Annotated in this window: 10 protein-coding genes; 9 read left to right on the top strand and 1 reads right to left on the bottom strand. The window is 69.6% G+C overall.

Annotation, left to right across the window (positions count from 1 at the left end):
* Positions 1–27: 27 nt before the first annotated feature.
* Positions 28–1,101, bottom strand: a complete 1,074-nt coding sequence (locus tag ACMCNO_RS12820) for a C40 family peptidase (protein ID WP_412749634.1) — start codon at positions 1,099–1,101, stop codon at positions 28–30.
* Positions 1,102–1,683: 582 nt separating this feature from the next.
* Here ACMCNO_RS12820 and ACMCNO_RS12815 point away from each other — a divergent pair.
* From ACMCNO_RS12815 to ACMCNO_RS12775, 9 genes are all read left to right on the top strand, one after another.
* Complete coding sequence (locus tag ACMCNO_RS12815) at positions 1,684–1,986, top strand: hypothetical protein (RefSeq protein ID WP_412749633.1); 303 nt, start codon at positions 1,684–1,686, stop codon at positions 1,984–1,986.
* Between the two features lie 11 nt (positions 1,987–1,997).
* Positions 1,998–2,744: a hypothetical protein gene (locus ACMCNO_RS12810; protein WP_412749632.1), complete on the top strand. Its 747-nt coding sequence runs from the start codon at positions 1,998–2,000 to the stop codon at positions 2,742–2,744.
* 93 nt (positions 2,745–2,837) lie between these two features.
* Entirely contained in the window at positions 2,838–4,466 is a 1,629-nt protein-coding gene (locus ACMCNO_RS12805; RefSeq protein ID WP_412749631.1) for a hypothetical protein, read from the top strand.
* Positions 4,463–6,016 carry an SCO6880 family protein gene (locus tag ACMCNO_RS12800; RefSeq protein WP_412749630.1) on the top strand — a complete coding sequence of 518 codons (1,554 nt, stop codon included), beginning with the start codon at positions 4,463–4,465 and terminating at the stop codon, positions 6,014–6,016. The genes ACMCNO_RS12805 and ACMCNO_RS12800 overlap by 4 nt, the downstream gene beginning before the upstream one ends.
* Positions 6,013–7,536 (top strand): type VI secretion protein, encoded by a 1,524-nt coding sequence (locus ACMCNO_RS12795; protein WP_412749629.1) that lies wholly within the window; start codon positions 6,013–6,015, stop codon positions 7,534–7,536. The genes ACMCNO_RS12800 and ACMCNO_RS12795 overlap by 4 nt, the downstream gene beginning before the upstream one ends.
* 1 nt (position 7,537) lies before the next feature.
* Positions 7,538–9,382 carry a type IV secretory system conjugative DNA transfer family protein gene (locus ACMCNO_RS12790; protein WP_412749628.1) on the top strand — a complete coding sequence of 615 codons (1,845 nt, stop codon included), beginning with the start codon at positions 7,538–7,540 and terminating at the stop codon, positions 9,380–9,382.
* A 71-nt stretch (positions 9,383–9,453) separates the two neighbouring features.
* A complete protein-coding gene (locus ACMCNO_RS12785; RefSeq protein WP_412749627.1) occupies positions 9,454–10,194 on the top strand; it encodes a hypothetical protein in 741 nt (246 codons plus the stop codon).
* Positions 10,194–11,216: a DnaB-like helicase N-terminal domain-containing protein gene (locus ACMCNO_RS12780; protein ID WP_412749626.1), complete on the top strand. Its 1,023-nt coding sequence runs from the start codon at positions 10,194–10,196 to the stop codon at positions 11,214–11,216. Before ACMCNO_RS12785 ends, ACMCNO_RS12780 begins: the two co-directional genes overlap by 1 nt.
* Positions 11,217–11,230: 14 nt before the next feature.
* Positions 11,231–11,500, top strand: coding sequence for a hypothetical protein (locus ACMCNO_RS12775; protein ID WP_412749625.1), 270 nt, complete (start codon positions 11,231–11,233; stop codon positions 11,498–11,500).
* Positions 11,501–12,673 lie beyond the last annotated feature (1,173 nt).

Genomic DNA, 12,673 nt, shown 5'->3' with positions numbered 1-12,673 from the left:
TCTCGGGGAGATGGCGCTACCCGACCGTCAGTTAACCACGCGACGAATGGCTGCGATCTGGCTGTGCCAGGCGGAGAGGGGGGTCAGTTTGACGACGTCTCCGGTGTGGGGGGCTTGGACGATGAGTCCTTGTCCGATGTACATGCCGACGTGGCGGGGGCGGCTGTGGCTGCCGAGACTGCCGGCGATGAGGACGAGGTCGCCGGGAGCGATGGCGGAGACGGCGGGAACGGCAGTTCCGGCGTGGATCTGGTCGAGCGTGGTGCGCGGGATGTTGATTCCGGCGTGCCGGTAGGCCTGTTGCATGAGGGATGAGCAGTCGCATTGGTGGGCCGGGTTTCCGCTGTGGGGGTCGGTGCAGTCACCGCCGAAGTGGTAGGGGGTACCGCGTTGGGCGAGTGCCCACGCGATCGCGGTGACCACCGGTGCCGGGGTTCCGGCGGGCAGGGTGATGCCGTTGGGCAGGTCGACGTCACCGCCGGTGGGCAATCCGTCGCCCTCTTCGGCGCAGTCTGCGCTCGCGTTCCCGGGGATGGCGGGGGCGGGTTGTTCGGTGGCGAACTGGGCGGCGAGTTGCGTGGCAAGCGGTTCCCATTTCGCGTATGCGTCGGGAAATGCTGAGCGTTGCACCTTCTGCGCGGCTTCGGTGAGGGACATGGCCTGCCAGCCGTTGATGCCGACAAGCCGGTCGTAGAACGCGTTGGAGGCGTAGGCGGGGTCGAGGATCTGCGCGGGTGTCCCCCAGCCTTGGCTCGGGCGCTGCTGGAACAGGCCGAGGCTGTCATGGTCAACGGCGGTGTCCAGGTTGTACAGGTGGGATTCCTGCAGGGCGGTCGCGATCGCGATGACGCTGGCCCGGGTCGGTAGGCCGCGTTGGACGGCGACGGTGTAGATGATGCGGGCGTTGCCGATCTGTGCAGGGGCGAGATCGTCGTAGCTGATCGGTGCGCTGCCGCCGGTCGGGTCGCTGGTCGCGGGTGACAGAGGGCTGGCGCAGGAGACCGGGTCCAGCGCGCCGGAGCCGGTGGCTGCGACGGCGACGCCGACGGTGGCCAGGACCGGCAGCGCGGCGATGGCCGCAACGAGGACGCGCAGCTTCACTGGACGCGCTGGAGGGGCGTGGATGACATCGGAGAGTAACCGTCCTGGTTTTTCGGGATGGAAAGCTGGGCGGGGCAGCCCGGCGAGGGCGGGACTGGTCGCAAGCGCCCCGGATCCGCCGGTCGGTAACTGTACGTGATGCTTCGACGGTGACGTCAAGAGCGGCTGAGGGAGCGATCCGTCGAGGGGAGGTCGCATGGTGGAACCACCGTCGGTTACCTGAACTGGCGATGCACAGCACCCCAGTTGCAGCCCTGTCGCAAACCGATTCCGCAGGTGAAAGGTAGATGCCCAGCGGTGGCCGCCGGACCGGGGCGCCCGGGCAACGGCGTGGTTTTGCGCTCGCGGCTTCCTCGTCAATGCGGTCGCCAGCGTGGTTTAGGCCGCTATAAGCCGTTTGACTGCTTCCGGCGGAACACGAGGAGTTATCCGACAAGGGTTGACAGGCGAGCATCACTCTCGGTTATTGTCTGACCGTTCCCCTGACGAGTGAGCCCCCCGTCGGCTACCCCTAAGCGGCCGCCTCGACGTCATTCGCAGGGATCTGGACGATCATGACCCTGCGTAACTTCTGGAGTTCCCGTGTTGTTGTCGCACCTGTCCGATGTCGTGGTGGCCGCGCCGATCCCGAACCCGGCCGCGGTGGATCCCACTGGCGGCTCGTCCGCGATCCAGTTGCTGATCTCGTATGTGAAGTGGGGCGTGTTGATCGTCTGCGGCGTGGTCGCGGTGGCGTCGGGCGCATACATGGCGTGGGGCAGCATGTCGGACCGGCCCGACGCCGCGCACAAGGGCAAGCGCGCGTTTCTGTTCTCCGCCCTCGGTGTCCTCGCCTCCGCGGTCGCGATCCCGATGATCAACGCGGTCCAGTCCGCGGCCGGCTGAACAGGCCTCCGGTGGAGAACACCTTCCTGGCCACGCCCCGTACGGCACGGCGGCAGTTGATCGCCCTGGTTGTGGGCGTCGCGGTCGCGCTGGCCGCGGTGCTGGTGCTGGTGCGGGGCCGCGACCACGCGTCGGTGGCGGCCTCCCCGCCAGCCGCTCCGACCGCCCCTGCCGGGGCGACGGTCTCGGCTGTGCCGAGCACCACCCCCGCCGTTGCGGGTGGCGCCTCGCCGTTGCGGCTGGCCCAGGGTGCCCGCCGGGTGAACGGAGTCGCGGTCGGATACCCCCACACGCAGGTCGGTGCGGTGTCGGCGGCGGTGGAGTACGCCGCTCAGGTCGGGTCTACTCTGGACCCGACGCGCGCGATCCAGATCGGCACGGCGGTGACCGATCCCGTGTCAGGGCGCCGACCCGCCGAGTTCGCCGAAGGCCCGGCAGACTCACGCCGCCGCCTCGGGCTGCCCGTAGCGGGGCCGGTTCCCGCGGGCGCTTCCATGACTCTGGGGCCGGTGTCCTATCAGATCCGCGACGCCGATGCTGATCACGTCAATGTCCTGCTTCTCGGCTACCTGACCGTCATGACGCCCGCGAAGGGCATGCGGAACCTCGTGGGAGTGTTCCCGGTCCCGCTGGTGTGGTCGGGCGGCGACTGGAAGATGGTCCGGCGGGCCTCCGACGCCCCGGACTACGCGGAGCTGCGCTTCGCTCCGGGCAGTGCCCAAGCTGTAGCCGCCGGCTGGCTGCCGCTAACCGTCTGACACTGAATCCCCTTTCACCTGACTCGCGCTCAAACGCTGGAGCTTGCTGTGCCGTGTGATACCAACTTGCCGCTGACCTGCACACCGTCGGACTTGGTCGGCGATGTGATCAGTGGCGCCGCGTCGTCGGCGTGGGAGTCGGTGTGTAAGTCGTTCGCCGAGGCCGCGGTGACGATGTTGAAGGGGTTCGCGGAGGCGTTCGCCGCGTTCCCGAACGTGGACCTGACATCGTCCGGGGTCCGCAGTGTCTACGGGCTGTCGTTGGGCATCGCCGGCTTCGTGGCGGTGTTGCTGCTGCTATTGCAGATCGCGCGGACAGTGATCACGCATGACGGCAACGCCCTCGCCCAAGGTTTCATCGGTGTGGGCAAGGCGGCGTTGGCATTCCTGGCCACGTTGACTGTGGCGAGTACGGCGCTGGTAGCGGCGGACGCGATGACGGCGTTCATCATCCGGCAGAGCTTCGGGAGCACGCAGGGGCTGACGACGAAGCTGACCACCCTGTTCGAGTTCGACACTCTGCAGGCGCCGTCGCTGATCCTGCTGCTCGCGGTGATCGGGATCGTGCTGGTTCTCGTGTTGTGGTTCGAATTGTTGCTGCGTAATGCGGCGGTGGTGGCGTTGATCGCGACGTCGCCGATCGCCGCGGTCGGGATGGTGTCGGACGCGACTAAGCAGTGGTGGTCGCAGCTGGTGTCGGCCACGGTGCGGCTGATCGTGCTGAAGCCGGTGATCGCGCTGGTGTTCGCGCTCGGGTTCGGAGTGGCCGGCAACGAGGACAAAGACCTCGCCACGCTGCTGGCCGGGATGCTGATCCTGCTGCTGGCGGCGTTGGCATGGCCGGCGATCGCCCGGTTCTTCACCTTCGCCGCCGCGCACTCGGGTGGCCCCTCCGGCCTCGCGGCGGTGCTCGGCTTCGCCGGCGGCCAGACCTCCAGCGCGGGTGGTGGCCAGCCCGCCGGGGTTGATCCGAGCCAGTTCGGCAAGCACGCGGAGGCGCGCACCATGGCGGAGTACGGTTCCCGCGCCGAAGCCGCCTCCAGCGCCGCCGGCGGCGCAAGTGGCGCCGGTGCGGGTGCGGGTGCGGGCGGTGCGGGCGGTGCGGGTGCCGCGGGCGCAGGCGGCGCGGCTGCGGGCGCGGCGGCAGGTGCTGCGGGCGCGGGGATTCCGCTGGTCGTGGCCAAGGGTGTAGAGATGGCGCAGCGGGCGGCGAACAGCCTGGTGGGCCGGATGGAACAGACCGCCGGACATGCGGGCCTGCCCGGCGCGTCCCCGTACGCGCAGCCGGCCGGTTATCCCCGCCCGGTCCCGCCGATGAACAGCTCCACGACCGGCGGTTCCAACTCGGACTCCCCACCGTCCGGTGACTCGGGCTCGGGGAACTCGGCACCCCCTCCGGGTGAGGTCGGCGGTTCCCGCGGCTCAGCGGTGGAGTCGGGCACAGACGCCGCCGGACGGGGTGAGGCAGGGTCCGCGCTACCGGCGCCCTCGCCCGGCCCGGCGGAGCACCACCACACTGCCGGCGCCAACAGCATGGCCGCCGAGCCCGGACCGTCCGGCGGGGAGCAGTCGACGCCGGTGATCCCGCAGCAACGGTCCGCCAGCCCCGTCGAGCAGGCACGGCCAGAACCGTCTCCCTCGAGCGGACAGGTGGGTCCGGTGGAGCATGTCCGTCCCGTGCAGAGCAGTCCTGTCGAGCACCAGAAGGGTGAGCAGTCGTGACCACGGTTTCCGCTGAGGATCGTTCCCGCCCGCGTACCTATGCCGGGTGGCAGCAGGACAAGGTCGCGTTCATGTACGGCCTGTCCGGCCCCCGCTTCGGAATGCTCGCGGTCGCGGTCGTGCTCGCCGCGTGGCCGTTGACCATCGCGAGCCTGGCCGCCGGATTCGTCACCTGGCCGGCCGCCGTGCTCCTGGTCGGGCTGGCGTTCCTGCGGGTGGGCGGGCGCACCGTCGACGAATGGGCCAGCGCCGCGGCCTCCTACGGGATCCTGCGGTTCCAGGGCCAGCACAAGTTCGCGTCCGCGGCGTTCGCCCCGCCCGCGAAGACGGCCGCACCCGCCGCGCCCCGCCCGCAGGACCTACCGGGGATTCTGGCGCCGGTACAGATCCTGGAAGCTGCCATGCCCGGCGGTGAACCCCTGGCCATCGCACACCATCGTCACGAGCGCACCTACACCGCCGTCGCCCGGGTCCGGTTCCCCGGGATCGGGCTGGTCGACACCGCCCGCCGCGAGCAACGCGTCGCCGGGTGGGGTGCGCTGCTCGCCGGCTTGTGCACCGAAGGCGCGCCCATCGTGCGGGTCCAGGCGATGCAACGCCTGCTGCCGGAGTCCGGCGCGGCGCTGCGCCGCTGGCACACCGACCACCTCTCCCCCGACGCCCCGACGGTGTCGGCGGAAATCACCACCGGACTGCTCTCGACAGCAACGCTCGCGACCTCGGATCGGGAGGCGTTCCTGGCGTTCACCATGGACGCGAAGAAGGCCGCGCGGGCGATCAAGCAGGCCGGCGGCGGCACCGCCGGAGCCGCCGCGGTCCTGACCCGGCAGCTACGGGCCGTCGCCGGGTCGGTGGCCGGCGCGGACCTGCAGATCGACGCCTGGCTGGGCCCCCGCGATCTGGCCGAGGTGATCCGCACCGCGTTCGACCCGCACTCGGTCCGGCACCTCGCCGAGCGCCGCGCCACCGCCACCGGCCCCCTCGCCACCGGTGAGGGCCTGGACGCGGGCGTGGATCCCGCCGTCGCGGGACCTGCCGCGGCGGTGGCGCAGCCCGGCGCGTACAGCCATGACGGCGCGACCAGCGTCACGTATTGGGTGCATGACTGGCCCCGCAACGAGGTCTACGCCACCGCCCTCGCCCCTTTGCTGGGTGAGGGGCAGCACCGGCGGGCGTTCAGCCTGCATGTCGAGCCGCTGGGGCCGCGCCAAGCGGAACGGGAAGTGATGCGGGAACGCACCGCGCGGCAGGTCGCGATCGCGATGCGCCAACGCACCGGGCAGATCGTCCCCGAACACGAACGGCAGGCGCATGACCGGGCCCGGTTGCAGGACATCGAACGCGCCGCCGGGCACGGCCTGGTCCGGTTCACCGCGTACGTCACCGTGACCGTCACCGACGCGGACCGGCTTGAGGACGCCTGCGCCGAGTTGGAAGCCGACGCGGCCGCGGCGCGGATCGAGCTGCGGCGGATGTGGTTCGCCCAGGACGTCGGGTTCGCGATGAGCGCCCTGCCACTCGGGTTCGGCCTGCCCAAGAAAAGGTGGTGACGGCAGCCATGGGACTGTTCACCCAAACCCGTGACCTGCCTGTCGCGGACCTGAGCGACCTTCTCGGGAGCACGACCAGCAAGCAAGACCGCCCGGCGGCAGCGGCTGAGAAGAAGACAGGACGGGCGCCGCGCGCGGCGCGGGAGCCGGTGCCGCCGTCGCGGGGCTGGGCCCGCCCGTTCGGCGGCCGGGCCCCGCTGACCCCAGCAGTGCCCACGTTCCGGGGCTCCACCGGGCAGGTCCAGGGCCTGTACCCGTGGCTGTACGGGGCGTCGATGCCCCCGGTCGGTGCCTACATCGGCATCGACTGCCTCTCCGGCGGCGCGTTCACCTGCCACCCCATCGAATGGCTGCAACGGGGTCTGGTCACCAACCCCAACATGATGATCACGGGGGTTCCCGGGGCGGGGAAGTCCGCCACGATCAAAGCGATCGCGCACCGGCTGATGGCCTACGGCGTGAAGGCGTTCGTCCCCGGCGACATCAAGAACGAATACGCTCCCCTCGCCCGCGCCCTCGGTGTGGAACCGGTCGAGATCGGCCCGGGCCTACCGGCCCGGCTCAACCCCCTCGACGCCGGCCCGCTCGGCGACAACCTGCCCGCCGACCCCGACCTGCTGCGCGAACGCCTGGATGAGATCCACCGGCGGCGGATCACCCTGCTCGGCTCCCTCATCACGGTCCGGCTCGGCCGGGACCTCGAGCCCACCGAGGAAGCGGCCCTGTCGCTGGCCATCACCCACGCCTCCGGCCAGGCCACCGCCAGCACCACGCTCGTGGATCCGACCATCCCCCAGGTATGGGCGCTGCTACGCGACCCACTGCCCGAGATGGCCACCGAGATGCGCGTCGACAACGGCTCCGTTGCGGCGCTGCGGGAGATGATTCGCCCGGCCGCGGACGCCCTCGGCAACATGGTCCAAGGCTCCCTGTCCGGGCTGTTCGACCGTCCGACCACGGTGCGGATGGACTTCGACGCCCCGATCCAGACCGTGGACCTGTCCCGGATCGACGGGCGGGGTGACGACACCGTCGCCATGACCCTCGCCTGCGTCAGCTCGTGGGGGCAGGCGGCCATCGACACCCCCGGCGGACCCGTCCGCCTGGTCATCCGCGACGAGCTGTGGCGGGCCATGCGGATCCCCGCCATGATCCGCAAAATCGACTCCGACCTCAGGTTGTCCCGCGCCCAGGGCACCATCCAACTCCTGGCCACGCACCGGCTCGCGGACTTCGAAGCAGTCGGCCCCGCCGGATCGGCCGAAGTCGCGATCGCCCGGAACCTGATCGCGTCGTGTGACGTGCGGATCTGCCTACGCCAAGACACCGAACCGCTCGCCATGACCCGCGACGCCATCGGCCTGACCGACACCGAATGCGCGCACATCGCCTCATGGTCCGGGGAACAGATCGGCCGCGCGGTGTGGAAGATCGGCCGCACCGCCTCCCACGTCGTGCAGGTCGTTTTGCACCCCACCGAACGCGGCCTGTACTACACCAACGAGCGGATGTCAGTCTGATATGGACACGACGACTACGACCCGGGTTCGCGGTACGGGCGCGATGTCGGGTTCCGACTACGCCGTTGCGGCGTTGATCGGCGGCCTCGGATTCCTCGGGACCGGTACGTGGTTGTCCGGGCAGATCGGCGGGCTGCTGTTCCGCTGGACCTGGCCCGACGTCCCGTTCGACCAGTGCTTCACCCTCGCCGTCGCGCTACCGAAACACTGGGGCAACCCACGCGAGGCGTGGCCGGCCGCCGCTCAGGCGCAGCTGCCCGGACCGGTCGGCTTCTACACCGCCGCCGTCCTGGTGTGCGCGGTGCTGATCACGGTGACGGTGCTGGTGTGGCGGTGGGCGCGCCCGCCCGGACAACCGCATGGCATGGCCTCGGCGCAGCAACTCGACCGGAAACTGTCCGCCCGTGCCGTGCTGAAGACGGCCACGCGCATCCGCCCGACCTTGGCACGTAAGCCGGAGCTGGCCGACGTGGCGGTGGAGCTGGGCAGCACCGGGCGGCGGAAACTGTATGCCGGGCTGGAGTCGTCGGTGCTGCTGGTGGCCGCACCGCGCCAGGGCAAAACCTCGCAGGTGATCATTCCGTGGCTGCGCCGGTTTCCCGGACCGGCGGTGGTCACCTCGATCCGCCCCGACGTGCTGCAAGCCACCGCCAGCCTGCGCGGCACGGCGTGGCTCATGGAACTGACCGGCACCGTGCAGTGGCCGCACCGGGTGCAGTGGAGCCCCATCGCGGGCTGCGGTAACTACGATGTCGCGCGGCGCCGCGCGGACGTGATGATCCAGGTCGGCAAACAGGAAACCGCCGACTCCTCCAACGCCGGGTTCTTCGGCCTGACCGCGACGAACCTAATGGCCGCGTGGCTGCACACCGCGGCCCTGTGTGACAAGACCATGACCGACGTCCTGGAATGGTCCAGCAAGCCCGGCGACGACACCCCGGTCAAACTCCTGCGAGGTGCCAGCGACGCCAACGAGGGCGTGCTGAAGATGCTCGACGGGTTCTACCGGCAGCCGCAAACCACCCGCGCGAACCTGTGGGCCACCGTGCAGACCGGCACCGCGAGCCTGCTCGGCCCCGCCGCCAAAGCCGTGTTCTGCGGCAGCGTCGCCGACTCGTTCGACGTCGACGCATTCCTGACCTCAAAGAAGGACACCGTCTATCTGCTGGTCGACGAGGACCAGGCGGACGCGCTCGCACCGCTGGTCACCGCGTTCGTCAACGAGATCATCACCACCGCGAAGAACCTGGCCCAAACCTCGGCCAATGAGCGCCTCGATCCCCCGCTGGGACTGTTCCTGGACGAGGTCACCAACGTGGTGCCACTGCCGAACCTGCCACAGCTCATGTCCTATGCGGCCGGGTCCGGGATCTTCGTCACCGCGGTCCTGCAGAATCTCGCTGCCGCCGAACACCGCTGGCGGCAGGTGGGCCGCAAGATGATCTGGTCCAACGCCACCGTCAAGATCGCCCTCGGCGGTCTGGCCGGGGACGACCTCGACGAGTTCTCCAAACTCGCCGGCGCCTTCCGGGAAACCCTGCTGGTACCGCAACGCCACCGCCACGGCCACCACACCCAGGCCACCGTCACGGACCGTAAAGCGCTGTCGCCGGACCGGATCCGCACCCTCGACGAGAACAAACGCGAAGCGCTGATCCTGCATGGCACCACCCCTGCGGTGATCACCCGGATGGTCCGGCACCACGAAAGCCGCGACCGCGCCGTCTACGCCCAAGCCAGAACGCAGGCCCGTGCCCTAATGGGCCTCGACCAGCCCCCCACCGCCATGGATGGCCCCGCGGTCACCGTCACGGCGGTTGCTCCGACACGCGAGAAGGTCCGCTGATGAGCCCATCCCCCGGCACAGCCCCCTCACGGCGGCCCCAACCATCTGCCGCGGCCACCGCACGGGGGGCAATGCCGGCAGCGCCGGAAGGGCAGGCCGGGCTGGATCAGGCACGGCCGCTGATCCTCGAGTGGCACAGCCTCGACGCGGGTGAGCAGGCTGCCGAGTGGCGGGCGCTGGCCGACTGGGTGATCTGGATCCACGACCTGTACGAACTGTCCCGCGAGGAACGGCTCCCGCTGTGCTGGCCGCAGCACCCCGGCCTGGTCGAGGAACTGCGCAGCCTCAAAGCCTGGCGCGAGCACCTATACGACACCCCTGGCACCGCCGGCACCCCACACGCCGCGCGGTCCTGGCACGGCGAACTGCGCCAGACCATCACCGCCGCGCTCAACTTCTGGGCACCCGGCTGCCGTGCCGGGCACACCGACGCCGACCTGCTCACCGACGCCGCACCAGAACTAGCCGAGCAATGGCGCAGCCACCAGCCACCGGTCATGACCTCCGCACCCCGACCAGCCAGGGCCCCGGCGCAGGCCCGGCCACCCTCAGCCGGCGGCAAAACGGCCGACACGGTCAGCAGCGCCGACATGGACCAGGCGCTGGACGCCGGCACCGCCTGCCTGCACAGCGACGCCATGCCCTACTACGCCCGCTACCAGCAGGCGTGGTGGACCCGCAGCGGCGACGCCACCCGGTGGGACCGCTGCCACGACCTGGCCCACGCCGCCCACCTTGACCGCACCAGCCGGCAACTGGCCGCCGCGGACGCCGCCGCCGACAAGCACACCCACGGTAAGGACGACCACTGATGTCACAGCTGATCATGCGGGCGGAACGAGGCCTCCTCGGGGTGATGCTCGCCGGCACCAACACCACCCCCATCACCGGCAATATCGAAGCCGACGACTTCGGCCACCCCATCCACCGTGCCGTCTACCAGGCCCTCCGCGACCTAGAGCTGCTGCCCCACACCAGCATCGAAGAGCGGGCTACGGCCGTGGCCGGGATCGTCGCCCAACCCGACGTCGACTCCGCCTGGCTGCACGAGCTGGCCGCCAGCGCCCCGGACCCCGTACTGGTGCCCGAGTACGCGTGGATCGTCGTGCAGGCCGCGTTCGACCGCGACGTCGCCGACTTCGCCCAGCCCTACCGCGACACCGCCGAACTCGCCACCGACCCGGAAACCCGCGACGCGCTCACCCGCGTCGCGGACGCCCTCGACGCCCAAGCGGTCGTGTTCACCCCCGCCGCGACCATCGACACCGACATCACCGTCCAGACGACGCTGGACATCGGGTACGCGAACATCGACGCGCAGATCGAGGTGGAACTGAACCCTGAAGACCAGATCATCGCCGACCTGATCCAGCACCCGGAGCAAGCCCGGGAAGTCGCCGCGTGGCTCGACCCGGCGGTGTTCACCACCGAACAGCGCAAGCTCACCTTCGAACTAGCCGTATCACTCGGCTACGACGGCGACCCGTTCGACCCCGTCACCCTCGCCTGGCAACTGCAACGCGCCCGCGACGTCGCCCGCTACGACAACCCCGACCACGTAAGCGCCGCCACCGCGGAAACGGACTACGCCTACCTCACCCGCGTACGCACGGCGACCGTCCGGGCCGGCGCCGCCATCATTGTGGGCAGGGATCTCCTGGTCGCGCACGTGCACGCCACCCTGACAGTCTCTGGCGCCGAGGCCGCCGAACGGAGCGCGCACCCTACCCGCGAACACCAGCAGCAGATGACCGTCCGGCAGGACCGGCAGAACGGCCTGGAACCACCGCTGGACCACGCGCCGGCCGCCGACATCCGCCCCATTGAGCTGTGAACGCGAGACCAGCCATGAACGACAAACCTCAGCCGGTCCCCGCCACCACCGACATCCCCACCACCGGCCCGCGGATCATCAGCCGCGCCGTCATGGACGACCACGCCGCCGCCGGACGCGTCGTACCGCTGTCACCCGCCGACCGGCACCGCATCTACGTCCACTACGACAACGCCTGGTGGATCGCCGACCCCCACGGCTACCTTGAAATCACCAGCCCCCAACAGACTACGAAACTCGATCGCTGGCACCAGCGGGTCGCCCGCGGAGCGCTGTGGGACTGATCTTCGCCCGTCCGAGTGAGGCCACCAAAAGGGCGTCAGAACCAGACACTCTTGCCACGTCGAGGCGTCGGGTGCGACGTACTGGCGGCAGCTGGAAGGTGGACGAGGCCAGGCATGTGGCAGCAGCTGCATGGCGTACTGCTGGCCGAGCTGCGCGCGGCGGGGGCCGGTGGGCCTGGAGCATGCGGTGGTGCATTCCTCACACCTGCGGGCGCTCAATGGGTGGACGGCACCGGTCCGAGTCCGGTCGACCGGGGTCGGCTGGGCAAGCACAACCTGATCACCGGGGGCCGGCGGCATCTGCAACGACGTCACCAAGCTGCTGCGCTTGATCGACGCGGTCCCGCCGATCCGTGGCCCGCGCGTCCGACGCAAGCAGCGGCCCGGCAAGTGTTCGCCGACCGGCTGAGCGTGAGGGCAGTGGCGGCCTTCTGCCGATGCAACGACCTCGGCCGGAAGCGGTGCCGCTAGAACCGCGGGTGCACCGATGCGCCGATCCTTGAGAGCCTTGTCGGCCAAGGTCGTCGAACCCGCGCTGACGAGTACTGTCAGGGCGGGATGGCTCAGTCGCGCGCAGCGAGAGGTCCGCCGCCCGGGGAAGCTCGGGCCGCCGCCTCGCATGCCAGACACTGTAGCCTCCTGGGCCACGCCCGCGGCAAGGAGGACACTCTCGGTCAGCATGACCGAACCGGTACCATCGTTGCACGATCGGCGTGTGAAACACAGGGCGCGTGCACGGCTTGCTTCTCAGGCAGGTCTGTGCGTGAACAGGAGAGAGCCGTGGAATCAGATGAACCTACAACAAGACGTCATATCAAATACAGCCGCGACCTTCAGGTATGCCCAAATTGTGGAGGCCCGTTGCCACCGGACCCACACGGCACGGGAAGTCTCGAGGACGGTCTGTTCTGTTCACTGAAGTGTGTCTCCGACTTCTGGTATCCCGGCGGCCGCAAAAGGACGTTCATCAGCAATAGCGAGCCAGAGTAGCACCCATGCCATTTTCGGATGCAGCGGCGAACCAACCGCACAGCACAAGCCGTAGTTGCTGTAGGCACGTCAGCCCTTGGCCAACGCATTGTTGCGTACCAGCTTTCATCCTACGCGCAGTCCTTGCCATCTCACATAATCCGATTATCGCGGACACGCCCGATACGCGTCGTGAAATTGCAA

It is taken from the genome of Krasilnikovia sp. M28-CT-15, assembly GCF_047159595.1.
GTDB lineage: Bacteria > Actinomycetota > Actinomycetes > Mycobacteriales > Micromonosporaceae > Actinoplanes.
Note: the sequence above shows the minus strand (reverse complement) of the source record. Positions and strands in the feature narration are given on the sequence as shown.

Coding starts and splice junctions, on each gene's coding strand:
- ACMCNO_RS12790 (WP_412749628.1), top strand. CDS start 7,538: ATGGACACGACGACTACGACCCGGGTTCGCGGTACGGGCGCGATGTCG.
- ACMCNO_RS12775 (WP_412749625.1), top strand. CDS start 11,231: ATGAACGACAAACCTCAGCCGGTCCCCGCCACCACCGACATCCCCACC.
- ACMCNO_RS12780 (WP_412749626.1), top strand. CDS start 10,194: ATGTCACAGCTGATCATGCGGGCGGAACGAGGCCTCCTCGGGGTGATG.
- ACMCNO_RS12785 (WP_412749627.1), top strand. CDS start 9,454: ATGCCGGCAGCGCCGGAAGGGCAGGCCGGGCTGGATCAGGCACGGCCG.